The sequence below is a fragment of the Kribbella sp. NBC_01510 genome, assembly GCF_045040325.1.
Taxonomy (GTDB): Bacteria; Actinomycetota; Actinomycetes; order Propionibacteriales; family Kribbellaceae; genus Kribbella.
This window is the reverse complement of sequence record NZ_CP109418.1, coordinates 947806-972269: the sequence shown is the minus strand read 5'-3', so window position 1 is coordinate 972269 and position 24464 is coordinate 947806. Positions and strand designations below refer to the sequence as shown.

Sequence of the window (24464 nt, the reverse complement as noted above, 5' to 3'; positions counted from 1 at the left end):
GTAGCCGAGTCACCGGGAATGCCGCGGGCCGGTTATGTGTTTTCTTTAGCAAAGGTAATGAGTTAAGGTAAAGATATGCCCGAAGTCGTAGCGCAGCAGGTGAAGAGTGACGTCGGGCTGGCGAGTGCCCTGAGGTCGTCCACCTTGCGGTTGTCCCGGCAGCTCCGGCGGCAACGTGAGCCAGGTCACGACCTGACCGCGAACCAGCTGAGCGTGCTCGGCGCGCTGTCCAAGCACGAGGCGATGACGATCGGCGAGCTGGCCGCTCACGAGCAGGTGAAGCCGCCGTCGATGACGCGGATCATCACCAACATGGAGGAGGCGGGCCTGGTCGTCCGCCGCCCGAATGAGACCGACAAGCGCCAGATCATGGTCGAGCTGACCCCGCGCGCGGACGAGCTGATCCACGCCAACCGCCGGCGTCGCGACGAGTGGCTGCAAACCAAACTCAAGCAACTCACTCATGAGGAGCGCGACATCCTGCGCAAAGCAGCCCCCGTTCTCGAACGCCTGGCGGCCAGATGAGCCCGACCTTCCGCGCGTTCAAGGTCCGTAACTTCCGTCTCTACGCCTCCGGTGCGATCGTCTCCAACGTCGGCACCTGGATGCAGCGGGTCGCCCAGGACTGGCTGGTCCTCGAGCTGACCCATTCCGGTACGGCGCTCGGCATCGTCACCGGACTGCAGTTCCTGCCCGCCCTCCTGCTCGGTCCGTACGCCGGTCTCGTCGCCGACCGCTTCCCGAAGCGGCTGGTGCTGACCTGCACGCAGATCGCGATGGCCACCGTCGCCCTGGTGCTCGGTGGTCTGACGATCGCCGGTGTGGTCCAGCCCTGGCACGTCTACCTGCTGGCCCTGCTGTTCGGCGTGGGCACCGCCTTCGACGCCCCGACCCGGCAGTCCTTCGTCGTCGAGATGGTCGGCCGCGAGGAGCTGTCCAATGCGGTCGGGCTGAACTCGGCGTCCTTCAACGCGGCCCGGCTGCTCGGCCCGGCGCTGGCCGGTCTGCTGATCAACTGGATCGGCACCGGCCCGGTGATCCTGATCAACGGGTTCACCTATGCCGCCGTGATCCTGTCGCTGCGGTTGATGCGGGTCTCGGAGCTGCACACACCGAAGCCCGCGGCCCGCGACAAGGGGATGATCCGCGACGGCATGCGCTACCTGTGGCGCCGGCCGGATCTGATGATGGTGCTCGTCGCGGTGTTCTTCGCGGGCACCTTCGGGCTGAACTTCCAGCTGACCTCGGCGCTGATGGCGACGAGTGTGTTCCACAAGGGCGCGGGGGAGTACGGCATCCTCGGCTCGGTGCTCGCGATCGGCTCGCTGGCCGGTGCGCTGCTCGCGGCCCGCCGCGTCCGGATTCGCGCCCGCCTGGTGATCGGCGCGGCCCTGGCGTTCGGTGTGTTCGAGATCATCAGTGCCTTGATGCCGACGTACCTGACCTTCGCGCTGGTCCTGCCGCTGGTAGGGCTGGCCTCGCTGACCATGCTGACCTCGGCCAACGCGACCATGCAGCTGAGTATCGCGCCGACCATGCGCGGCCGGGTGATGGCGCTCTACATGACGGTCCTGATGGGCGGTACGCCGATCGGGTCGCCGTTCATCGGCTGGATCGGGCAGGAGTTCGGCGCCCGCTACTCGCTGATCGTCGGTGGCGGCATGACGATCATCGGCACCGTCGGTTCGGTGCTGTACTTCTCCCGCCGGCGCGGCCTCGCGATCCGGCCGCGGCTGCTGCCGCGTCCCCGGCTCGAGGTGCTGCCGCAGACCGAGCTCCTCGGCGAGAAGGCCGTGGTCGACGCCGCCCCGCAAACGGAGGTTCTCGCCGGCGGCAAGGACGTCGGGCCCCGCGTGGCCTAGGGCCGGATCCGGGTCAGCAGGCGGGCGGCGAAGAACAGCGCGTCGACGTCGGTCCGGCGTTCGGTGCGCATCGCTGCCGGGTCGTGCCGCGGCTTCGGGCGCTCGAGCGGCGTCCGGGCCGTGCTGACCCGGAGGAAGCCCTCGACGCCGAAGCGGCCCTCGTTCGGCCTCCACTCGACATCGATGATGTCGGCGAGCGGCACCGGCCACGGGTCTCCGTTCGCCCGCTTCCTCCGCCCCGCCATCCGCTTGTACGCGAACACAAGCCGTCCGTTCGCCACGGACAAGGTCGCGTCCCGGCCCTCGATCTCGTCGGGCGCGACCGGCGGCGCGACCAGCCAGCGTACGGCGGAAGTCGTCGGTACATCGCGCCGGGCGAGCGTCACCCGGATCTCGGTCGCCAGCCGCTCGGCGAGCGCGCGATCGGTGAACGGGAAGGTGTACGGATCGATCAGCGCGTCGAAGTACCCACCGGTGACCGACTGCAGTGGATCCGCCTGCTCACGCAGGATCAGTCGGAGCACCGGAGCATCCTGGCTCACCTCGACCGCCTGCAGCGCCTCGACCGGAACGATCCGCTCGCCCAGCCGGGTCCGCAACGAATCGGTCAACGTGCCCAGCTCGCCGGCCGACGCGTCGTACCGGATCCTGAGCGTGCCTGCCCCGTCCCAGTCGACCGTTCCGTTCGCGCTCTTCAGTTCACCACCCGCCACCCTTCCCATCATCCTCGGTCGGCGGGTTCATGCGCACAGCTTGCCGTCATGGTCACAATGGGGTGTGACTCATTACGACCTCGTCGTCATCGGGACCGGCTCCGGGAACACGATCGTGAACCGCCGGTTCGCGGACCGGAAGGTGGCGATCGTCGAGCGCGGCACGTTCGGTGGCACCTGCCTGAACGTCGGCTGCATCCCGACCAAGATGTTCGCGTACACCGCCGACCTGGCCTACACGCCGTCGGTGAGCTCCCGGTACGGCGTCGACGAGCAGCGGCTCGGCGTCGACTGGCCGGCCATCCGGGACCGGATCTTCGGCCGGATCGATCCGATCGCGGCCAGTGGCTCGGAGTACCGGCACCACCACGCCGACAACGCCAACGTCACCGTGTACGACGGCATCGGCCGGTTCACCGGCGTCAAGGAGCTGACTGTCGACAACAAGGACGGGACGACCAGCGTGTTCAGCGCGGACCAGTTCGTCCTGGCGACCGGCAGCCGCCCGATCGTGCCGTTCATCCCCGGCCTCGAGGAGACCGGATACCACACCTCGAACACGATCATGCGGCTCGAGCAGCTGCCGCGGCGGCTGGGCATCATCGGCAGTGGCTTCGTCGCCGCCGAGTTCGCCCACATCTTCTCGTCGTACGGCGTCGAGGTCACGCTGATCGCGCGGTCGGAGCTGCTGCTGCGGCACGAGGACACCGACATCGCCGAGCGGTTCACTCAGCTCGCCCTCAGCCGGTACGACGTCCGCCGCGATCACGAGACGATCCGGGTGTCCCGACGGGAGAACGGATCGATCCTCATCGGCATGCTGTACCCGGACGGCGCGGACGAGGTCGAGGTCGACGAGCTCCTGGTCGCCGTCGGCCGCACCCCCAACTCGGACCTGCTGAACCTGGACGCCACCGGCGTCGAGGTCGACGACCAGGGGCGCGTGGTGGTCGACGACTACCAGCAGACCAATGTCGACGGCATCTACGCGCTCGGCGACGTGACCTCACCGCACCAGCTGAAGCACGTCGCGAACCACGAAGCCCGGGTGGTGAAGCACAACCTGCTGAACCCGGCCGACCGGATCAAGGCCGATCACCGCTTCGTCCCGCACGCCGTCTTCAGCTCACCACAGGTCGCCGCGGTCGGCCTCACCGAGCAGGAGGCCCGCGACCGCGGGATCCCTTATGTGGCAGGCGTCGAGAAGTACGCCGACATCGCGTACGGCTGGGCGATGGAGGACACGACCGGCTTCGCGAAGATCCTCGCCGACCCGAAGACCGGCCAGATCATCGGTTGCCACATCCTCGGCCCGCAGGCGTCCGCGGTGATCCAGCCGGTCATCCAGGCGATGAGCTTCGGCCTCGACGCGTACTCGATGGCGCGCAACCAGTACTGGATCCACCCGGCGATGTCGGAGCTGATCGAGAACGCGCTGCTCAAGCTGAAACTAGACCCGGAAGGCTGAGATCACGTCGCCGACCGCGTCCAGGGTGTCGAGGTCGGGCAGGCTGATCATCACCTCGGCCACGCCCGCCTCGGACAGCTCGCGGAACCGGCCGATCTGGTCGTCGACCGTGCCCGCGTTGACTGAGGCGGCGTACCGGGCCGGGTTCAGATTGCGCGGGCGGAGCCGGTCGACGAGCTCGTCCACAGCCCGGGAATCCTTACCCACAAGGGTTGTGGACAGATGCGTGAGCTCGACCTTCCCAGACAGGTAGGAAGCCAGCTTGCGCACCTGAGCGACGTCACCGAAGACGTTGACCGCGTCGGCGTACCGGGCGGCCAAGCGCAACGTCCGCGGACCGCTGCCGCCGACGAGTACCGGCAGATGCTCCTGCAAAGGTCGCGGATAGCACGTCGTGTCCGGCACCTCGAGAACCTTGCCGTGGAACGGTTTGTTGCCAGGTCCCCATAAAACCGGCAGCAACTGCAACGCGTCCTCGAGCAGCGCATAGCGTTCACCAACCGGTGGGAAGGACCAGCCGTAAGCCTTGTGCTCCGCCTCGAACCACGCCAGCCCGACGCCGCAGACGGCCCGCCCACCACTCAGTACGTCGAGAGTCGCGGCGATCTTCCCGAGATGCGCGACGTTCCGGTAGGTGATCCCGGAGACCAGGGTCCCCAGCCGGACGCGCGACGTACACGCGGCCAGATACCCCAGCGTCGTCCAGCTCTCCAGGAAGTCCTCCCAGGCCCGCCCGACCTGCGGGATCTGCCGGAAGTGGTCCATCACGTAGATCGCGTCGAACCCCGCCGCCTCGGCTTTCTCGCCGACCTCACGGATCCACGCGGCCGTTCCCGTCCGTCCGGCCGGGTGCGTGTAGCTGCTCAACTGCAACCCGAACCGCAACCTCGCCGGCGCCTCCACCTGCCGCGTCGCAGCCGCCCCGGCCGCCACGAACGCCTCCGGTACGACGCGCAACACGGTCGGCTGCAGCACGTCGTCGTACCCCTCCTCCGGCAACTCCTTCTTCACCGCGTTCCAGGACCGCAGCTGGGCGGTCAACACATCGGCAGGGATCCGCTTCGGCCGGGATCGATTCCGCCGCCGGCACTCGTCCGCGGGGGTGTCGAAACCGACTGCCACACAAGGCATTCCGGCCGCGCGCGCCAGCCCGAGCCACCGCAACCGCCGCTCCCGATCCAGCCCCAGCGTGTCGATCACCGTCGTCAGCCGGCGACCGATCCGTTGCCGCACCACCTCTTCCAGCAACGCGAACGCGTCCGCACTGGCCGCGATGTCGTCCTCACCGGCCCCCACCAACGCCCGCAGCCGATCACTGGACACGATCAGCTCCGCCCCGAACCGCTCCGCCGCCCACGTCGACTTTCCGGACGCCCCCGGCCCGACCAGCACCACCACACACGGCGACGGCAGCTTCAGTTCATCCACAAAAGCAGTTTCCACCACGGATAGAGTTTTGGGATGCGATTGTTCGTGGCCGTGGTGCCACCCATCGAGGTAGTGGAGGATCTGAGCGAGTTCGTGGAGCCGCGGCGGGAGCATCCGGATGACGACATCCGGTGGGCCGCGGACGAGCACTGGCACATCACGCTGGCGTTCCTCGGCGACGTGCCGGACTGGAAGACCGAAGAACTGGGGGAGCGGCTCGAGCGGGCCGCGAAGCGGCAGAAGCCGTTCGAGCTGCAGCTGACCGGCGCCGGCGCGTTCCCGGGCGTGCCCGACGCCCGCGTGCTGTACGCCGGGGTCCGCGACGAGACCGAGTCACTCAAGCACCTGTCGATGACGACGCGGGCGGCGGCGAATCGGGCCGGAGTCACCGTCGAGGGACGGAAGTTCACGCCGCATCTCACGCTGGCGCGGTTGCGGCGTCAGGTCGATGTCACCAAGTGGGTCAGGGTCTTCGACACGTACGACGGTCCGGTCTGGACCGCGGGCAGCCTGCAACTCATCGAGTCCCGGCTGGGTGAGGGCCCGGGACACAGTGCGGCGTACGCCACTGTGGGCGAATGGGACTTCTTAGGTTAACCTCAGGAAGGTTAGCCGTACCTAATGTCGTGAGAGAGTTCCGCCATGCTCGCCAACTACCTGATCGGACTCCGAGAAGGACTCGAGGCCTCGCTGGTCGTCAGCATCCTCGCCACCTTCCTGGTCAAGTCCGGGCATCGTGATCGCCTCAAACTGGTCTGGATCGGTGTCGGCGCGGCCCTCGCGGTCGCTGCCGCCGCCTGGGGACTGCTGCAGTTCGTCACCGCGCTGACCGCGCGCTCGTTCACCGCGCAGGAGACCATCGGCGGGGTGATGTCGATCCTCGCGGTCGGCTTCGTCACCTGGATGATCTTCTGGATGCGCAAGGCCTCCCGCAGCATCGCCAAGGAGCTGCGCGAACGGATGGGCCAGGCCCTGGAGATCGGTTCCCGGGCGGTGGTGATCCTGGCGTTCCTGGCGGTGTTCCGGGAGAGCATCGAGACCGCGTTCATCGTCTACGCGTCCGCTGCCCTCGCGACCACCGCCGTACCGCTCATCGGCGTCCTGCTCGGGCTGGCCACGTCGGTGCTGCTCGGCATCGCGATCTACCGGGGCGCCGTCAAGGTCAACCTGGCCGTGTTCTTCAAGTGGACGGGTGCGGTGCTGATCCTGGTCGCGGCCGGCATCTTCGCGTACGGCTTCCACGACCTGCAGGAGGCCGGCGTCCTGCCCGGCCTGCAGCATCTCGCCTTCGACATCTCGCACGTCGTCCCGCCGGACAGCTGGTACGGCGTATTGCTCAAGGGCATCTTCAACTTCAACCCGGCGCCGACCGTCCTCGAGTCGATCGCCTGGCTCGCCTACCTCGTCCCCGTGCTGATCCTGTACTTCCGCCCGGTCAGGACCCCGGCGCCTCCCGCCGTACCGGCGAAGACCGCCGAAGAAGCGATCTGATCCACCCCTCACCTGTCCAGGAGAATCATGTTCACGTCCACGGCCCGCCGGGTCTCCGTCCTCGGTGTCGTCCTCGGCCTCGCCTCGCTCACCGCGTGCGCCAAGGACACACCGGCCGCGAAGGAGGACGGCACCGGCCCGGTGTCCGTCAAGGCGACCGACTCCGAGTGCTCGCTCAGCCGCCGCGACGTCAAGTCCGGCACCAGCACCTTCTCCGTCTCCAACGGTGGCAGCAAGGTGACCGAGTTCTACGTGTACGCCGACGGCGACCGGGTGATGGGTGAGGTCGAGAACGTCGGCCCGGGCCTGAAGCGCGACCTGATCGTGGAGCTGCCGACCGGCAAGTACCAGGCGGTCTGCAAGCCGGGCATGGCCGGCGACGGCATCCGCGGCGACCTGACCGTCACCGGTGACGCACCCGCGCAGACCGACGAGGACACCCTGCTGAAGCAGGCCACCGACAGCTACCAGCGGTACGTGAACTCACAGGCGGTCGCGCTGGAGCAGAAGACCACCGAGTTCGTCACAGCGGTGAAGGCCGGCGACGTCGCCAAGGCCAAGGCGCTGTTCCCGGTGTCGCGCACGTACTGGGAGCGGATCGAGCCGGTCGCGGAGTCGTTCGGCGACCTCGACCCGAAGATCGACGCCCGGGTCAACGACGTCGAGCCGGGCACCGAGTGGACCGGCTACCACCGGATCGAGCAGGCGCTCTGGGTCTCCAACACCACCGAGGGCATGGAGAAGTACGCCGACCAGCTGCTGGTCGACGTGAAGACGGTGGTGGCGAAGGCCAAGGTCGTGAAGCTCAACCCGCTGCAGCTGGCCAACGGCGCCAAGGAACTGCTCGACGAGGTTGCCACCGGCAAGGTCACCGGCGAGGAGGACCGCTACTCGCACACCGACCTGTGGGACTTCCAGGCCAACGTCGAGGGTTCGCAGGCCGCGGTCCAGGCGCTCCGGCCGGCCCTGCAGACCCGGGACGCGGCGCTGGTCACCCAGCTGGACACGAACTTCAAGGCGGTCTTCGCCGCGCTGGACAAATACCGCGAGGGTGACGGCTTCAAGACCTACACGGCCACCGAGGCGGAGAAGAAGCAGCTCGGCGCGGTGGTCGACGGACTGGCCGAACCGGTCAGCAAGGTCGCCGGAGTGATTGCGCAGAAATGACCGACGACACAGCTGCTTCCGCCCCGGCCCGGCGGGGCCTCTCCCGCCGGAGCCTGTTCGGCGCGGCCGGAGCCGCGGTCGCGACCGGCGTCGCGGGGTACGCCGCCCACTCGGTGCTGTCCAGTGAGCCGTCGGAGGCCGCGGACAACACCGGTCCGGTCGAGTTCCATGGTCCGCACCAGGCCGGGATCACCACTCCGGCGCAGGACCGGCTGCACTTCGCCGCGTTCGACGTGACGACGACGAACCGGAACGACCTGATCGCGCTGCTGAAGGAGTGGACCGCCGCGGCCGCGCTGCTCACGGCCGGCCGCGACATCGGTCAGTACGGCGCGGTGAACGGGCCTGGCGAGGCGCCGCCGGAGGATACCGGTGAAGCCGTCGGCCTGCCGCCGGCGCGGTTGACGCTGACGATCGGGTTCGGTCCGGGCCTCTTCGACAAGCGCTTCGGCCTGGCGTCGAAGCGGCCCAAGGCCCTGGTGGACCTGCCGCACTTCATCGGCGACGATCTCGACCCGGCCCGGTCCGGCGGCGACATCGCCGTACAGGCCTGCTCGGACGACCCGCAGGTCGCGGTGCACGCGATCCGCAACCTGGCCCGGATCGGCTTCGGCCGGGTCGCGGTCCGCTACTCCCAGCTCGGCTTCGGCCGGACGTCGTCGACGTCGAAGGCGCAGACCACCCCGCGGAACCTGTTCGGCTTCAAGGACGGCACGAACAACCTCAAGCTCGAGGACGCGGACAAGCTCGAGCAGCAGCTCTGGGTGCAGCCCGAGGACGGCCCGGACTGGATGGTCGGCGGCTCCTACCTGGTGTCGCGGCGGATCCGGATGAACATCGAGATCTGGGACCGTACGTCGCTCGGCGAACAGGAAGCCATCATCGGCCGGGGCAAGGGCACCGGCGCGCCGCTGGGCAAGGCGGACGAGTTCGACGCGATCGACTTCACCGCGAAGAACGCCGACGGTGAGCCGAAGGTCGCGATGGACTCGCACGTCCGGCTGGCGCACCCGCAGTTCAACAAGGGCGCCGAACTGCTCCGCCGCGGCTACAACTTCGTCGACGGCTCCGACGGTCTCGGCCGTCTGGACGCAGGTCTGTTCTTCCTCGCCTACCAACGAGACCCGCGCAAACAGTTCATCCCGATCCAGAACCAGCTGGCCAAGAACGACACCATGAACGAATACATCCACCACGTAGGCTCCGGCATCTTCGCCTGCCCCGCCGGCGTAACCCCCGGCACCTACTGGGGCGAGAAGCTCTTCACCTGACCCCGCCACCGCTGATGGGCTGACCCACGTGCTTGCGGGTTGGCCCACCGGAATCGGGTGGGCCAACCCGCCGACGGATGGGTCAGCCCATCAGACGTGGTGGAGCGTGGCGGGTTGGACTACTTGACGGCGCCGGCGGTGACGCCGGCGACGAAGTGGCGTTGGGCGAGGAGGAAGCCGATCACCACGGGAACGCTGACGACCAGGGCCGCGGCCATGATCTGGTTCCAGTAGATGTTGGTCTGGGTGGAGTACTGGCGCAGTCCGACGGACAGGGTGCGGTTGGCCTCGGTCGTCATCACCGAGGCGAAGAGGACCTCACCCCAGGCGGTCATGAACGAGTAGATCGCGACCGCGATGACACCCGGCCGGGCCGCCGGCAGGACCACTCGCCAGAGCGCGCCCATCGGGCCGCAACCGTCCACGAGCGCGGCCTCGTCGAGCTCACGCGGGATGCTCTCGAAGTACCCGGCCAGCATCCAGATCGAGAACGGCAGGCTGAAGGTCAGGTACGTGATGATCAGCCCGAGCCGCGTTCCGACCAGCTGGATGCCGAACTGGTTGTTGATGTTCACGAAGATCAGGAACAACGGCAGCAGGAACAGCACACCCGGGAACATCTGCGTCGACAGCACCGTGGTGGTGAACACCGACCGCCCGCGGAACCGGAACCGCGACACCGCGAACGCGGCCAGGATCGCGATCGCCACCGAGAACACCGTCGCGGCCACCGACACGATCGTGCTGTTCACGAAGTACCGCGCCAGCGGCACCGTCTTCCACATGTCCACGAACGGCGCCAGCGTCAGGTTCGACGGCCACCAGGTGAACGCGCCCTGCACGTCCTTCAGCGGCTTGAGCGACGACGTCGCCATCACGTAGAGCGGGATCAGCACGAACAGGCCGAGCACGACCAGCACGACGCCGCGGTAGAGCTTGAAGCCTCTGGTCTCACGCACGACGCGACTTCCTTCCGGTGACGAGCAGGTAGGTGCCGGTGACGATCATCAGGAAGATCAGCAGCAGCACGGACATCGCCGAACCGGTGCCGAAGTTCCAGGTCAGGAACGACGCGTTGTAGATGTGGAACGTGATCAGGTCACCGGCCGGCGGCTGCGCCGTACCGAACAACACGTACGGCGTGTTGAAGTCACTGAACGTCCACAGGAACAGGACCAGCACCAGGACGAGGTTGACCGGCCGCAGCGACGGCAGCGTGATGTTGCGCCACTGCCGCAGGTTGCCGGCGCCGTCCACCGAGGCGGCCTCGTAGATGTCGCGCGGGATGCTCTGCAACCCGGCCATCAGCGTGAGGAACGCGAACGTCCACAGCTTCCAGGTCGCGACCGTGATCAGCGAGACCAGCGCGTTGCCGCCGATCAGCCAGAACGGCCGGTCCGAGGTGAGATGCAGGTTGTCGACGATCACGTGGTTCACCACACCGGTGTCCCGTTGCAACATGAAGTTCCAGGTCAGGATCCCGGCGTACGCCGGAAGCGCGTACGGCACCAGGAACAACGTGCGGACGAAGCTCCGGCCCCGGAACGACGGCTGCAGCGCGACGGCCGCGGCCATCCCGAACACCCACGACAGGGCGACCGTGACGAGGGAGAAGGCGACGGTGACGCCGAACGACTTCAGCAGGCCCTGGCCGACGGCGTTGTTGAAGTCGAGCGCCACCTTGTAGTTGTCGAACCCCGCCCAGGGTGCGGCGGACCAGTTCGCGATGAAGAACTTGGTCAGTTTGACGAAGCTCATCCAGATGCCGGTCAGCATCGGGATGATGTGGATGAACAGTTCCAGCAGCACCGCCGGAGCCAGCAGCAGATACGGCAGCCACCGGCTCAGACCTGGCCGGTGTTCGGGGCCGCGCCCGGCCTTCTTCGCCGGCTCGGTCGTGGCCGGCGATGTCGCTTCGGTTGTGGCGACGGACATCCTGGCGGTCGCCTCCTCTCCCTCGAAGTGCTGAGACGTGCGTTGCGTCCGAAGATGTGTGGGTCAGAGGCCACACATCTTCGGACGCAAGCGCCGGTGGTCAGCTGCCTGCGGCGACCTGGTCCTCGGCGGTCTTGAGGGCCGCCTTCACGTCATCGGCCGTCACCGTTCCGCCGGTGGCGATCTTGGCGAACATGGTGTTCATCGCCTTGCCGACGGTGCTCTCGAACTGGTCCTCGGCCGGCACCAGCGGCAGCGGCTTGGACTTGGTGTTGTACACGTCGGCGAAGGTCGCCGCCTCGGCCGCGTCGGTGGTGAACACCGGCTTGGCGTCCTTCAGCACCGGCAGCGAGGAGAACGGCTTGCCCAGCGTGGTCTGGGTGGTCGCGTCCGTCATGTACTTGACGAACTTCAGCGCCGCGTCCTTGTGCTTGGTGTTCTTGAAGATCGACAGGTTGATCCCGGCCACGTGGCTGGCGACCGGCGCCGCCGCGCCCTGCGGTGCCGGAAACGGTACGACGCCGTACTCGCCGGCCTTCATGCCGTTGGCAACGATCGAGTTGTCGGCGTTGTTCTGGTTGATCACCATCGCCACCTTCTTGGTGGCGAAGTCGTTCACCGACTTCGTGCCGTTGTCGTACTGCGCGTTGGACGGGTTCGCGACCTTGTCCTTCTGCATCAGGTCGAGGTACCGCAGCACGCCCTGGACGTTGCCGTCACCGGTGAAGGTCGGCTTGCCGTCCTTGTCGAACCAGTCCGCGCCGTTCTGTGCGGCGTTGATGAACGCGAAGTGCACGTTCTCGGTGTAGCTGCCCGCCGCCAGCGACATGCCCCACTGCTTCTTCGCGGGGTCGGTCAGCTTCTGCGCGTCGGTGACCATCTCTTCCCAGGTCTTCGGCGGCTGCAGGCCGGCCGCGGCGAACATCGCCTTGTTGTAGTACAGGCCGTAGGCCAGACCGTAGAGCGGGACCGAGGTCGGGTCGGTGCCTTCCTTGCCGCCGGTCGCCAGCGCCGTCGGCACGAACTTGTCCTTCCCCCCGATCGCGGTCATCGCGTCGCCGTCGAACGGCAGGAACGCGTCGGTGGCCTGCAGCGAGGCCGCCCAGGTGTTGCCGATGTTGACCACGTCCGGGCCCTGACCCGAGGTGGTCGCGGTCTGGATCCGGGTCTGCAGGTCGTTCCAGCCGATCACTTCGAGGTTGACCTTGATCCCGGTGTCGGCGGTGAACTTCTGCAGGACCGGGGTCAGCACCTCCTTGTCGTTGTCCAGGCTGGTGCCCTGGTTGCTGGCCCAGTAGGTCAGCGTCTGGTCACCACCCGAACCGCCGCCGGAGGAATCGTTCTTGTCGCCACCACCACACGCGGCGAGGCTGATTCCCATGGCGGTCGCCGCCACCGCGGCTACAAACGAACGCAGTCTCACGTCGGACTCCCTCGTCCCGTCGAGCCTCCACAGACCTGCGAAGGCGGATCGGCCCCATAGTGGCCTAACCGGTTAAGTTTCGAAACCCTAACCGGTTCAGTTGGCGGTAGTTCGTTACTGCCTCGTGACTCATCCAACCTCTCGTGGGCCTCCGGCAAACGCAATCCGACACACTCCGGAACCACGCGATTTCAAAGAGTCTTAACTCGGCCCTATTCCGGCCTCTTCCCGTTGCGCGAGGGGATATCCCGTCGGGACGTCGGTTCTCCCCTCCCACACCAGGGGAGAAGGCTCCGTTCCAGGGGATATCCCCTGGAAGGTCAGGCGACCGGACCGGAGGAGCCGCGGCGGTGGAGTTCGCCGGGAGGTGCCTCTTCGTGGAGCTCGGGGTCGCCGGCGACGATCCGGAGCAGGAGGTCGGCGGCCGCGCGGCCGCGTTCCATCGTCTTCTGGTCGACCGCGGTGATCCCGGGGCGGGCCAGTTCGCACAACGGCGAGTCCTCCCAGGCCAGGATCGAGACCTCACCGGGCACCGCCGTACCGAGATCCATCGCCACCCGGAGCGCGGCCACCGCCATCAGGTCGTTGCCGAGCACGATCGCGGTCGGTGGGTTCGGCCCGGTCAGCAGTTGCCGGGTCAGCTCGGCGCCGTCGTCGTACCGGTAGGTGCCCTCGATGTGGCGCACCGTGATGCCGCGCCGCACGGCGTGCTCCTGCAGCATCCGCATCCGCAACTGCTCGTGGATGAACGTGAACGGACCGCTGATGTGGGCGACGTCGCGATGGCCGAGTTCGACCAGGTGGTCGAGCAGCAGCGTGACGGTCTCCTCCGGCGAGCTGATCAGCCGGCCGACCTCGTCGCCCGGGTCGTTCGAACTCACCACCACGCAGGGCACCCCGAGCTCCTTGAGCAGCGGGATCCGCGGGTCGTCGTTGTGCTCGTCGAACAGGATGAACCCATCGACCCGCCCCTGCCGGGACCATCTCCGCAGTACGGCGAGATCGTCGCCGTGCTCGCCCGTCAGCCGGAGCAGCAGGGACGAGTCGACCTCGTTCAGGTACTGCTCGATGCCGACCAGGGTGCGCATGTAGAACGCTTCGGTCGAGATCAGCGCCGGGTCGCGGGCGATCACGATGCCGATCGTCCGGGTCCGGCTGGCCGAGAGGGCGACGGCGGCGGAGTTCGGGTGGAATCCGAGCTCCTCGGCGAGGGCGAGGACGCGTTGCCGGGTCTCCTCGCTGACGCCGGCGCGACCGTTCAGCGCGTACGAGACCGAGGCCTTGGAGATCTGCAGACGGCGCGCGAGATCGCTGATCGTGACTCGCCGGCGCCCACTGGTGCTCGCCGGACCGTCGTCGGCGTTCTCACTGCCCGCCCCGGATCCGGTTGTCGTCATGTCTGCCTGCCACCCCGCACAGACGCGAGATTAGCAGCGGGTTCGTGGGACTAGCGGTTGTCCCACGTTTTGGATAGCGTTTTCCCATGACGCCTGACGAGCCGCTGCGACTGGATTTCCTGCCCTGGGAGTACAAGCGGAAGGCGCCGGAGGAGGAGCGGGAGCGGCAGGCCGAGCGGCAGGCACGGCTCGGCGGGTCGATCGAGCTAGCCGAGGATGTGTACGTCGCGGAGTCGGCCGGGGTGTACTGCGACGAGCTCCGGATGGGGGAGCGGTCGTATATCGCGGCGCACGCCTACGTCACCGGGCAGATCGTGCTCGGATCCGACTCGACCATCAACCCGTTCGCGGCGGTCCGCGGCCGGATCACGATCGGCGACGGGGTCCGGATCGGCGCGCACACGTCGCTGATCGCGTTCAACCACGGCACGGCCCCGGGACAGCCGATCTTCCAGCAGCCCCACACCGCCCTCGGCATCACGATCGGCGACGACGTCTGGATCGGCTCCAACGTCACCATCCTCGACGGCGTCACGATCGGCCCCCACACCATCATCGGCGCCGGCGCAGTAGTCACGAAGGACGTCCCAGCCAACACCATCGCCGCCGGCAACCCCGCCCGAGTGCTTCGCTCGCGCGAAGTCGGAGCAGAGCCGGTCGCCTCATCTCAAGCCCCGACCGTCACCTGGTCGCCGGCGCCGGCGCCGGCCGCCGTCTCGTCCACGGTCCCGGACAGCGCCCCCTCTCCGGTTCCCGCCGGCGGTTCATCCCCGGCTCTGGCGGCCTCTTCCCCCGCCGGCTCGGTCGGCGTGAGCCGGCCGGCTCACGCCGCCGATCTGCCCGAGCGGCTGAGCGCGTTTGCCGCCAACGCGCGGGATCAGGTCGACGACCTTCTGCTGCGCTGCTGGGACGGCGTCCGCTTCATCGACCGGCCGGGGCTCGACCACGAACCGGCGATCCGGCCGTGGTGTGACGCGGTCGAGATCGCCGACCTGCTGCTCCGTCGTACGCCGGCCGGCCACACCCGTGACGACCTCGTCCGCCGCCTCCGCGCCCGCCAGGACCCAGCGACTGGACTGGTCTCACCCGGAGACCTCTCCGACGCCGGGCTCGCCGTCCCGTCCGACGCGAAACTCTCCGTCCTGGACGGCCCCGCGAGCTACCACATCCTGTGCGTCGGCTACGCACTCCAAGTCCTGGACAGCGGCTTCGAACACCCGATCCGGACCGACTTCACCCTCGACGAGCTCGACAACTTGCCCTGGGCAAGGAGAGCCTGGTCGGCCGGCTCCGCGATCGATGCCCTCGGCACCGCGATCGCCCGAAACCTCCACGACCACAAGGAATCCGGCCCACTCGAGCAACTGATGGGCTGGCTCGTCACCAGAGTCGACCCGTCCACCGGTGCCTGGGGCCGGCCGCACCCCGACGACGGCTGGCTGCAGGTCGTCAACGGCTTCTATCGCCTGACCCGCGGCACCTACGCCCAGTTCGGTCTCCCGCTGCCGTACCCCGAGCAGGCCGTCAAGACAGTTCTTGCCCACAGCAACGACCGTCGCATGTTCACCGGCGACAACTACAACTCCTGCAACGTCCTCGACGTGATCCACCCACTCTGGCTGGCGCGCAAGCAGACGACGTACGGTGAGCGGGACGCCCTGCGCTGGGCCGAGGACCAACTCGCCCGCATCCTCGACCGCTGGGTCGACGGCGCCGGCTTCGCGTTCGCGCCGGACGGCACCGACGACCGCTCGATCCCGGGCCTGCAAGGCACCGAAATGTGGCTCGCCATCATCTGGCTGCTCTCCGACTACCTCGGCCTGTCCGACGCCGTCGGCTACCGTCCCCGAGGCGTCCACCGCCCCGAACCACTGGTCGGCCCGTGCTGAACCCCGGCCGCATCAACCTCCTGACCGATGCGGCCGGGGCTGGTGATACCCCCTGCCCTGACCGGCGGTGTGCGGGGGTCCACTAGCCTGAAGGAGTGGACCCCCGCACGCGTCGACTCGTCACCTCTGTTGTCCTGGCGGCGCTTGTCGCGATCGTGGTGATCGCGGCGTTCATTCGCTGACGGTCGCGGAGCCCAGGACGACGTACGGCTGGTTCGACAGGTCGGCGGCCAGGCCGGGGTGGAGCGCTTGCCCGCCGTCTCGGTGCAGCACGCTGAAGAAGTACATCAGCGGGTACGTCGAGGCCGTGTAGTCACCGTCGATCGTGCCTGCCAAGGTCTGCCCGGACAGTTCCATCGGGACCTGCCGCCAGGACTCCGACTGGTCCACGTGCCGGTAGTGCAGCGTCGCGCCGACCACGGCCGGATCCACCACCTCCAGCGAGAGCGTGACCGGTTCGCCCCGTTCGAAGCTCTCCGGCACCGCGTGGTCCACTCCCGGCGTGGCCGGCCGGGCGGGTGCCGCAGGCAACGCCACTGCTGGTTGCGGATCTGCCGGCTCCTGCAGTTCCTCGGCGAGGGCCGCCAGGTCGGCGTCGATGGCCGGGACCCGATCCGCCCAGTGACCGTGCTCGGAGGCCTCGATCCCGAACCGCAGATCCGGCTGATAGACGCCGTCCACGATCACCGGGATCTCGGCGTACGCGTCCCGGGCTGTCCGGTAGCGTCGCAGCGCCGACTCCAGCGAACCGACCTCCCCGGTCGTCCGATAGGTCGAGTAGTCGACCGCGGCCCGGAACTTGCCGGCGAAGAACCTGCCCAATCGGACCAGGACCTCGAGATCGATGAGGACCCTGCGAACCTGCGCGTCCGACTGGTTTGCGGTCTGCTTGGCGCGGTCGAGTGCCTGCTCCCCGTCGGTGACCAGTTGCTCGATCCACGCGGCCACCTCCAGCGGCGTGTACTTCGCCGAGAGCTCACCGCCGGCCAGCGCCGCGACGTACTCGTCGATGGCGTAGAAGGTGGTCGGGTCGAACGGGCTGACGCCACCCCAGTTGGCCGGCGGGTCGGTGTCGCCGACGTAGTGATCGGAGTGCACCTGCGACGAGATCGGGAGGTTGAGGTACACCTCGGGCCAGTAGCCGTTGTTCGATCCGCCGACGCCGTGGACCACGGTCACCAGCGGGAGGATCCGGCTGAGCGGGCTCAGGGCGTCCTCCACGTCCGCCGCGGCCTCGCCGTACGTCGACCGGAGATGGCGGCGCCACGTCTCGGGCTCGGCATCGGGGTTGTAGAGGAGCCGCCCCCACAGCAGGTAGCCGTAGCGGTACTTGGTCCACTCCCGATTGCCGGGCAGCTTGAGGTCTTCGCGGATGTACGGGTCGCGGCTGCCGGGTTCGCCGCTGCCGTGGCGTCCCTTGAAGAACAGGGGTTCACACAGGTCGACACCGCGGGATCCGCCGAATGTCGACAATCGCCCGTACCCCGCGGCGATCGCGGGATCGCCCCAGGCCAAGAGCTTCTGGGTGCCCGGCCAGACCCGGAACATCAGGTCGACGGTCCGGTCCTCGCGCAGGAAGTCGCCGTAGCCGTAGCGGGTGAACCGGCGGGAGAACTCGGTGATGCCCTTCATCTCATGCCCGGCGGGGATCGGCTTGGCCGCCTCCTTGGCCCGGATCGAGGCCTGGTGATACGGCAGTCCGACGTGCTCGGCCCAGTACTTCGCGGACAGCACTGGGGAGAGGTTCGGCAGGTCGACGGCATCGAGCAGGGCCTGGTCGACACCCTTGGCGTGCATGTCGATCTCCAGCGGCCGGCCGACCGAGTTCGCCCCTTCGAACACCGCCCGCCAGAAGATCTCGTGCCGATCGTCGGGGATGCCGCCCTCGTAGTGCACCCGGAACGTCAGCCCGTCGATGTCGGGGCACTCGGCGAGCAGCTGGGCGATGCCGGCCTTGCAGTACGCCGCGTGGTTGTCCGGGCCGATGCCCGTGATCGGGTAGCGGTGGACCGAGTCCCGGCCGTAGTCGTACGCGTGGTTCCACAGGCCCAGCTGGAACTTCAGCCCTCGCCGCTTGCTCTCGGCGGCGATGAAGCGCAGCATCTCCAGGTTGCGCTTCTGCTCGTCCGCTCCGACGCCCTCGGCCCGTACGTCGTAGCCGTCCACGTCGAACAGGAACGGATAGGCGAAGCACAGGTAGTTGTCGGTGGCGCCGTGCCGATCGGCGCCGTAGTTGTACTGCATGCCGAGCGCGAGGTGGAAGCGGTTGAACCGGGACGCGGCCAGCCAGGTCAGGTAGTCGGTCCAGAACTGCTTGTCGTGGAACCAGGACGAGTCCTCGTCCACGCTGGCGAACGACCGCACCACGCCCCGGACGGGTACGGCGGGCTGCTCGGCGAACGGCGTCGTACCGGCGAGATCTTCGCCCGCGGCGACTCGGTCCGCGAGTTCGAGCACACCGCACCGGAGGCCGGTCTCATCGTTGCTGACGACAACGATCTCGTCGTCGGCACGGAGGACGGCGTACGACTCGGGCACATCTGCGAGGTCCGCGGCGGGGACCTCGTCGGGGGTGGCCAGCCGGACCGGTGGGTCGTCGGCGACGATCCCCCGCTCGGCCAGGGCTTGCACGAGCTGCTCGATCGCCCAGGTGGCGGTGCGGCCGGTGGTGACGGGGTTCTGCTCGTTCATAGGGCTCCAATCACTTGCCGTCGAGGGTCTTGCGGGCGTCGGCCATGAACTTCGGGACGCCCTGCTTGATCGAGATCTTGTTGAACGCAATGTCCTGGCTGGTCTTCAGCAACAGGTCGGCGACGGCGGTCGAGGCGGCCGGGCTGGCCTCCGGCGGGGCGGACGAGTTCTTCAGCGCCAGGTCGGTGTAGGCCAGCACCTGCTTCTCGCTCGCCGACAGGTCACTGCCCTTCAGCAGCACATCCCGGCCTTCCGCCGAGGCGGGCGGTCCGCTGATCAGCCGCAGGGTCTTCGCGGCCTCCTCGCCGTTGGCGAACCAGTTGATGAACGCCGCGGCGTCGTCGGCGCGCTGGCTCTTGGCGTTCAGGGACAGGAAGCTGCTCGGTGCCGGGAACGTCCCACACTTGCCGTCCTTCGTGTTCCGCGGCGGCAGGGTGATGTCGATGGTGTGGTCAGTGAGGTCCTGGAAACCGCCCTTCAGGTTGGGCGTCTGGATGTGCGCGAGTGCCGCCTGCTTCTTGACCAGCGGCCCGGTCGGCCAGTCGCCGTACTTGGCCTGAGCCGCGATGTCTGCCGGGATCGTGCCGCCGGTGGCTCGCAGCGCGGCCCAGTACTCGAACCACTCGGTCAGCGAGGCATCGGTGAAGGCGAGCGTGCCGTCCTTGTACAGGTCTTCGCCCTTGCCGCGCAGGAAGATCTGCAGCGACGCTGTGTCCCCACTGGGGTCCTCCGCGCCGTAGATCTTCTTGCCGGACTTCTGCCGGATCTCGTTGGCCAGGGTCGCGAAGTCGGACCAGGTCCACGTCTCCTTCGGGTGCTCCAGGCCGAGCTGGTCGAGCACGGTCACGTCGTACCCCAAGCTGAAGGTGCTCATCGCGACCGGGATGCCGAACTGCTCGCCCTTCAGCTGGCCTTGGACGAGCAGGTTCTGGTCGATCGGCTTGGTGTCGATGGTGTCCGGGATGTACTTCTGCAGGGACTGCAGCGCTCCGGCTGCGCCGTACTGGCCGATCCGCGGGGCGTCGATGTTGATCACGTCGGGGGCGTTCCCGCCGGCCATCTGGGTGGCGAGCTTGTCCCAGTACTCCGCGGTCGCGGTGCCCTCGAAGACCATCTTCACGTTCGGATGGCTCGAGGTGTACTTGTCCGCGAGCTTGCTGCGCAGGCCGAGCTTGGTCGGGTCGCCATAGCTGCTGAACCGGACCGATCCCTTCGCCTCCTTGGCCGCGGGGTCGAGGTTGCAGGCCGACAGCAACGGTGCGAGAACGCCGGCCGCGAGTCCGGCCTGCAGGAAGCGCCGACGGCTGAGCGGTGTGGTCATGACTGGGTTCCTTTCGGGCTAGCCCTTCAGGCCGGTCGTGGCGATGCCCTCGACGATCCGGCGCTGGGCGAGGAGGAAGACGATGAAGGTCGGTACCAGCGACAGCACCGACATGGCCAGCAGTTGCCCGTACGACGAGTCGCCGGTCGCGTCGACGAATCGCCGCAGAGCGACCGGTACGGTCTCGCTGCTGGGGTAGGACAGGTAGATCAGCTGGGCGAAGAAGTCGTTGTACGTCCAGATGAAGGTGAAGATCATGGTGGTGATCAGCACCGGGCCGGTCAGCGGCAGGATGATCCGGCTGAAGATGCGGACCTTGCCGCAGCCGTCGATCATCGCGGCCTCGTCCAGCGTGCGCGGGATGGTGCGGATGAACTGGACCATCAAGAAGATGAAGAACGCGTCGGTGGCCAGGAACTTCGGCACCACCAGCGGGAGATAGGTGTTCACCCAGCCGAGGTGGAAGAACAGCACGTACTGCGGGATCAGCAGCGCGTGCGCGGGCAGCATGATCGAGCCGAGCATGATGCCGAAGAACACCTTCTTGCCGCGGAACTCCAGCCGGGCGAACGCGTACGCCGTGAGCGTGCAGGCGATCACGTTGCCGGCCACCGCGAGCACCGCGATCAGCAGCGAGTTGAAGTAGAACCGGGTGAAGGTGGGATCGGTCGCGGTCCAGCCGGCGATGTAGTTGCGCGGGTCCAGCGAGCTGGGGAACGGGTTGAGCTGGGAGAAGATGTCGCGCTCGTCCTTGAAGGATCCGCCGACCATCCAGAGCAACGGATAGACCATCACCACGGTGCCGGCGATCAACGCGAGGTGGGTCAGCCACCGCCGCCCACGACCCCGGCGTACCGGGCTTTGCAGAAGAGTCGTCATCAGCGGTCCTCGTAGTAGACCCAGCGGCGGGCGAGCCCGAAGTTGATCAGCGTGAAGGTGGCGATGATCAGCAGCAGCGCCCACGCCATCGCGGAGGCGTAGCCCATGTTCAGGTTCGTGAAACCCTGCTGGTACAGGTAAAGCGTGTAGAACAACGTGGAGTCCGACGGTCCACCGCTGCCGCCGCTCACGACGTACGCCGGGGTGAAGGCCTGGAACGCCTGGATGATCTGCAGCACCACGTTGAAGAAGATGATCGGTGTCAGCAGCGGCACGGTGACCGACCAGAACCGTCGCCAGGCGCTCGCACCGTCCACCGACGCCGCGTCGTACAGCTCCTGCGGGATCTGTTTGAGCCCGGCCAGGAAGATCACCATCGGCGAGCCGAACTGCCAGATGTTCAGCAGGACCAGCGTGTAGAGAGCGGTGTCGGGGTTGGAGATCCAGCTGCGGCCGGCGACGCCGAAGAACGCCAGGAAGCTGTTCAGGACGCCGTCGTCGTCGAACAGTTGGCCCCAGATCACCGCGATCGCGACGCTGCCGCCGAGCAGGGACGGGATGTAGTAGATCGACCGGTACCACGCCATCCCACGCAGCGGGCGGTTCAGCATCACGGCGACCGCCAGTGCGAATCCCAGCTGCAGGGGGACCGTCAGCGCGACATAGATGAAGGTGACCTTCAACGACTGCAGGTAGCGCGGGTCGTCGGTGAACATCTTCACGTAGTTGCCGAAGCCGTTCCAGACGGGTGGCTGCAGCAGGTTGAACTTGGTGAACGACAGGTACAGGGACCCGAGCAGGGGCCCGGCCGTGAGCAGCAGCAGCCCGACGAACCACGGGGCCAGGAAGAGATAGGCGACCCGGTCACGTCGCCTGCTGGGTTTGGGCCGTGGTGCCAGGGTGCCGCCGGCCGGGACGCCGGCCGTCGATTCGCGGCCTGCCGGAGCAGAGATCTCGGTCCTCATGCTCATGGTGGCCTCCTCTCAGGGGCCTTCTTCACCGATGTAGAAGCGTGTCGGAAAAGTGCCGGAGCCTTCGGATCGGGCGACGTGAAGGACTCCGGCCGGTGGGCGGGGTTTACCGCTTGGTGGAAATGGTGTTCCACTACGCGAGAGGTTAGGACGCCGTCGGACGATGCGCAAGAGCGGAGTGCATTCGTATTCATCAGCCTGAACCAGCCGTCGCCCGCTAAGGTTCTCGCGCATGAGCTCCAGTGCGCGGTCGTCGTACCTGATGAGGGCGGGCCTGGTCCGCAGCGTGCGGTCGGGGGAGCATCTGACCACCTTCGTGGTGGCCGGCGTGGCGACGGTGCTGGTCACCCGCCTGATCCTCAGCCTGAGCGGCTACCCGCAGATCGGCGGGAAAGGCCTGCACATCGCCCATGTGCTCCCGGGCGGCCTGCTGATGCTGGTCGCGATCTCGCTGTTGCTCGGGTACGTCGGTCCCGTCGTACGGCCCGCGGCCGCACTGGTCGGCGGGATCGGGTTCGGCCTGTTCATCGACGAGGTCGGGAAGTTCATCACCTCGGACAACAACTACTTCTACCAACCGGCCGCGGCGATCGTGTACATCGTCTTCGTGCTGATCGTGCTCGCGACCCGGTTCCTCACCACGCGGCGGCCGATCGACCCACGCGAGCAGCTGGCGAACGTGATCGATCACGCGGTGGAGGGCGTGGCGGGCGGTCTGTCCCGACGCCGGCTGGCGCAGGCCTCGGAGGAGCTCCGCCAGGTGGGTCCGGAGGTGGCCGGTCGCCGCGAGACGCGGGAGCTGCTGATCGCCTGCCCGGCTGACGAGGTGGAGCTGGCCGCTCCGGTGGACGCCCTGCGGCGGACCGTCCTGCGTGGGTTCGACCGGCTGGCCACGCATCCGCTCGCGCCCACGATCGCGGTCTTCGTCCTGATCGTCCAGGCGATCGGCGCGCCCGCGATCGCGGCCGGGATACGGTTCGACAACGGGCTGGTCGCCGACATCCCGGTGCTCGGGGTGGCGGCCGGGAGCTTGCTGTCGGCAACGTTCACGGCGCGCGGTGCGTGGCAACTGCGGAAGGGGAACCGGGTCCGTGCGGTCCGGCTGTTCGAGCTCGCGGTGCTGGTGTCATTGCTGATGACCCAGGTGTTCCAGTTCGCCGGGACGCAGTTCGCGGCGGTCGGCGGGATGTTGCTCGACCTGGTGCTGCTCGGGCTGCTGAAGGCCGAGCGCGACCGGATGCGGCGCCAGGCGACCGAGGTGACGAGGGCTAAGACGCAGGGACTGCCACCGGATCCTGATCAGCCTCCGTTCCCCCAGGATCCGTCGGCTCCGGTGTAGCCTTCCAGTTCTCGTGGCGGCCGATCAGCACCGGTGACATGGTCGCGACGAGGTAGACCGCCCCGGCCGCGAGCAGTGCGGGCGCCAGGCCGATGCCGGCGATCGCAGCACCCGCGACGATTCCGCCGAGTGGCACACCGGTCCAGCAGACCGCTTCAGCCAGTGAGTTGACCCGGCCGAGCATCTGTCGCGGGATCCGCTCGATGAACAGTGCACCGAGCACCGGGTTGATGAAGCCGGCTCCGACGCCTCCGACGGCATAGACGGCCATGAGTGCCCAGACGGGAGCGTCGTACGCCATCACCACGAAGCGTGGCGCGCCACAGATCAGGAACGCCAGCGTGAAGACCAGCTTGCGCGGGATGCGCTCGCCGACGGCCGACGCCAGCAATGCGAACAGCGTGGCGGTCACACCGAACGACGTGAGGATCAGGCTGGTGTGACCGGGGCCGAAACCGTGGTCCTTGATCCAGACCGGCAGCAGTACGGCGCCGACCGCCGCATCGAGCAGGTTGGTCACGGCGATCATCAGGACCAGCGGCATCATCAGCTTGTCCTTGCGGAGGAACCGCCAGCCCTCCAGGAGGCGCCGGCCGTAGCCGTCCTGGGTCATGACCGACTTCTCGTGGTGCTTGGGGATCCAGCGGTAGATCAGTACGGCGCAGACGCCGAAGGACGCGGCGTCGATCCAGAGGGCGTTGACCGTGCCGACGAGCGTGATCAGGCCGCCGGCCAGTGCGTAGGCGAAGAAGCTGGCAAGGCGCTCCGTCGTACTCTCGAGCCCGGTCACCCGCTCCATCGGGACCTGTGCCGCCCGGGCGATGTCGGGGATCAGTGTCGCCTTGGCCGCATCGCCCGGGCCGCGGAGCGCTCCTGCGATGGCTACCAGGATGAGGAGTACGGGAAACGACAACGCGCCCATCGTGTGGAGCAGCGGCACCAGACCCACGACGCCCGTGCTGGCCGCGTCCGCGATCACACTGACCCGTCGTGCTCCCACCCGATCGATCAGCGGCCCGCCGACCGCCTTGACGAGGACGAGCGGCCCCATCTCCGCGAGCGCCACGATCCCGGTCTTCACCGGGGAACCGGTCGTGACCAGGACGAACCACGGGATGGCGATCGCACTGACCCGAGTGCCACAGATCGACACCACATTCGCCACCAGGAAGGCAACCAGTGGCGCCCGGTACCGCTTCTCCGCACCCACGTCCCTCAC

The 24464-nt window shown here is 67.8% G+C and carries 19 protein-coding genes and 2 pseudogenes; 10 read left to right on the top strand and 11 right to left on the bottom strand.

Annotated elements, in window-relative coordinates:
* Positions 1 to 75 precede the first annotated feature (75 nt).
* Positions 76 to 525, top strand: a complete 450-nt coding sequence (locus OG558_RS04755) for a MarR family winged helix-turn-helix transcriptional regulator (RefSeq protein ID WP_405069129.1) — start codon at positions 76 to 78, stop codon at positions 523 to 525.
* Positions 522 to 1862 carry an MFS transporter gene (locus OG558_RS04750; protein WP_405069128.1) on the top strand — a complete coding sequence of 447 codons (1341 nt, stop codon included), beginning with the start codon at positions 522 to 524 and terminating at the stop codon, positions 1860 to 1862. The genes OG558_RS04755 and OG558_RS04750 overlap by 4 nt, the downstream gene beginning before the upstream one ends.
* Here OG558_RS04750 and OG558_RS04745 read toward each other — a convergent pair.
* Positions 1859 to 2575, bottom strand: coding sequence for a DUF4429 domain-containing protein (locus tag OG558_RS04745; RefSeq protein WP_405069127.1), 717 nt, complete (start codon positions 2573 to 2575; stop codon positions 1859 to 1861). The genes OG558_RS04750 and OG558_RS04745 overlap by 4 nt on opposite strands.
* 64 nt (positions 2576 to 2639) lie before the next feature.
* On the opposite strand from OG558_RS04745, the gene OG558_RS04740 reads away from it, so the two are divergent.
* On the top strand, positions 2640 to 4043 hold the full coding sequence (locus OG558_RS04740) for a mycothione reductase (protein ID WP_405069126.1): 1404 nt from the start codon (positions 2640 to 2642) through the stop codon (positions 4041 to 4043).
* Here OG558_RS04740 and OG558_RS04735 read toward each other — a convergent pair.
* Positions 4026 to 5471: an LLM class flavin-dependent oxidoreductase gene (locus OG558_RS04735; protein WP_405069125.1), complete on the bottom strand. Its 1446-nt coding sequence runs from the start codon at positions 5469 to 5471 to the stop codon at positions 4026 to 4028. The genes OG558_RS04740 and OG558_RS04735 overlap by 18 nt on opposite strands.
* A 33-nt stretch (positions 5472 to 5504) precedes the next feature.
* Between OG558_RS04735 and thpR the strand changes: the two genes are divergently transcribed.
* The 4 genes from thpR to efeB are packed head-to-tail and all read left to right on the top strand — an operon-like array spanning position 5505 to position 9400.
* Positions 5505 to 6068 carry an RNA 2',3'-cyclic phosphodiesterase gene (gene thpR / locus OG558_RS04730; RefSeq protein ID WP_405069124.1) on the top strand — a complete coding sequence of 188 codons (564 nt, stop codon included), beginning with the start codon at positions 5505 to 5507 and terminating at the stop codon, positions 6066 to 6068.
* A 45-nt stretch (positions 6069 to 6113) separates the two neighbouring features.
* Entirely contained in the window at positions 6114 to 6962 is an 849-nt protein-coding gene (gene efeU, locus OG558_RS04725; protein WP_405069123.1) for an iron uptake transporter permease EfeU, read from the top strand.
* A gap of 27 nt (positions 6963 to 6989) precedes the next feature.
* Positions 6990 to 8129 (top strand): iron uptake system protein EfeO, encoded by a 1140-nt coding sequence (gene efeO, locus OG558_RS04720; RefSeq protein ID WP_405069122.1) that lies wholly within the window; start codon positions 6990 to 6992, stop codon positions 8127 to 8129.
* Entirely contained in the window at positions 8126 to 9400 is a 1275-nt protein-coding gene (efeB, locus tag OG558_RS04715; RefSeq protein ID WP_405069121.1) for an iron uptake transporter deferrochelatase/peroxidase subunit, read from the top strand. The genes efeO and efeB overlap by 4 nt, the downstream gene beginning before the upstream one ends.
* Positions 9401 to 9519: 119 nt before the next feature.
* On the opposite strand, the gene OG558_RS04710 is transcribed toward efeB, so the two are convergent.
* From OG558_RS04710 to OG558_RS04695, 4 genes are all read right to left on the bottom strand, one after another.
* Positions 9520 to 10359: a carbohydrate ABC transporter permease gene (locus OG558_RS04710; protein ID WP_328526354.1), complete on the bottom strand. Its 840-nt coding sequence runs from the start codon at positions 10357 to 10359 to the stop codon at positions 9520 to 9522.
* A complete protein-coding gene (locus OG558_RS04705; RefSeq protein WP_329481899.1) occupies positions 10352 to 11335 on the bottom strand; it encodes a sugar ABC transporter permease in 984 nt (327 codons plus the stop codon). Before OG558_RS04705 ends, OG558_RS04710 begins: the two co-directional genes overlap by 8 nt.
* A 100-nt stretch (positions 11336 to 11435) precedes the next feature.
* Positions 11436 to 12758, bottom strand: a complete 1323-nt coding sequence (locus OG558_RS04700; RefSeq protein ID WP_329481897.1) for a sugar ABC transporter substrate-binding protein — start codon at positions 12756 to 12758, stop codon at positions 11436 to 11438.
* Between the two features lie 320 nt (positions 12759 to 13078).
* Positions 13079 to 14155 (bottom strand): LacI family DNA-binding transcriptional regulator, encoded by a 1077-nt coding sequence (locus OG558_RS04695; protein ID WP_329481895.1) that lies wholly within the window; start codon positions 14153 to 14155, stop codon positions 13079 to 13081.
* Positions 14156 to 14241: 86 nt separating this feature from the next.
* Here OG558_RS04695 and OG558_RS04690 point away from each other — a divergent pair.
* Together OG558_RS04690 and OG558_RS04685 are read left to right on the top strand one after the other, a co-directional pair.
* A pseudogene (locus OG558_RS04690) lies at positions 14242 to 14550 on the top strand (acyltransferase); the annotation flags it as partial.
* A gap of 87 nt (positions 14551 to 14637) precedes the next feature.
* A pseudogene (locus OG558_RS04685) lies at positions 14638 to 14776 on the top strand (DapH/DapD/GlmU-related protein); the annotation flags it as partial.
* 1439 nt (positions 14777 to 16215) lie between these two features.
* Here OG558_RS04685 and OG558_RS04680 read toward each other — a convergent pair.
* The 4 genes from OG558_RS04680 to OG558_RS04665 are packed head-to-tail and all read right to left on the bottom strand — an operon-like array spanning position 16216 to position 21906.
* Positions 16216 to 18735 (bottom strand): hypothetical protein, encoded by a 2520-nt coding sequence (locus tag OG558_RS04680; RefSeq protein ID WP_405069120.1) that lies wholly within the window; start codon positions 18733 to 18735, stop codon positions 16216 to 16218.
* 10 nt (positions 18736 to 18745) lie between these two features.
* A complete protein-coding gene (locus OG558_RS04675; protein WP_405069119.1) occupies positions 18746 to 20056 on the bottom strand; it encodes an ABC transporter substrate-binding protein in 1311 nt (436 codons plus the stop codon).
* An 18-nt stretch (positions 20057 to 20074) separates the two neighbouring features.
* Positions 20075 to 20935, bottom strand: coding sequence for a carbohydrate ABC transporter permease (locus OG558_RS04670; RefSeq protein ID WP_329481887.1), 861 nt, complete (start codon positions 20933 to 20935; stop codon positions 20075 to 20077).
* Positions 20935 to 21906, bottom strand: coding sequence for a carbohydrate ABC transporter permease (locus OG558_RS04665; RefSeq protein WP_405069118.1), 972 nt, complete (start codon positions 21904 to 21906; stop codon positions 20935 to 20937). The genes OG558_RS04670 and OG558_RS04665 overlap by 1 nt, the downstream gene beginning before the upstream one ends.
* Positions 21907 to 22138: 232 nt before the next feature.
* On the opposite strand from OG558_RS04665, the gene OG558_RS04660 reads away from it, so the two are divergent.
* Complete coding sequence (locus OG558_RS04660; RefSeq protein WP_405069117.1) at positions 22139 to 23245, top strand: hypothetical protein; 1107 nt, start codon at positions 22139 to 22141, stop codon at positions 23243 to 23245.
* On the opposite strand, the gene OG558_RS04655 is transcribed toward OG558_RS04660, so the two are convergent.
* Positions 23175 to 24455 carry an MFS transporter gene (locus OG558_RS04655; protein WP_405069116.1) on the bottom strand — a complete coding sequence of 427 codons (1281 nt, stop codon included), beginning with the start codon at positions 24453 to 24455 and terminating at the stop codon, positions 23175 to 23177. The two genes, OG558_RS04660 and OG558_RS04655, sit on opposite strands and share 71 nt — an antisense overlap.
* Positions 24456 to 24464: the final 9 nt, after the last annotated feature.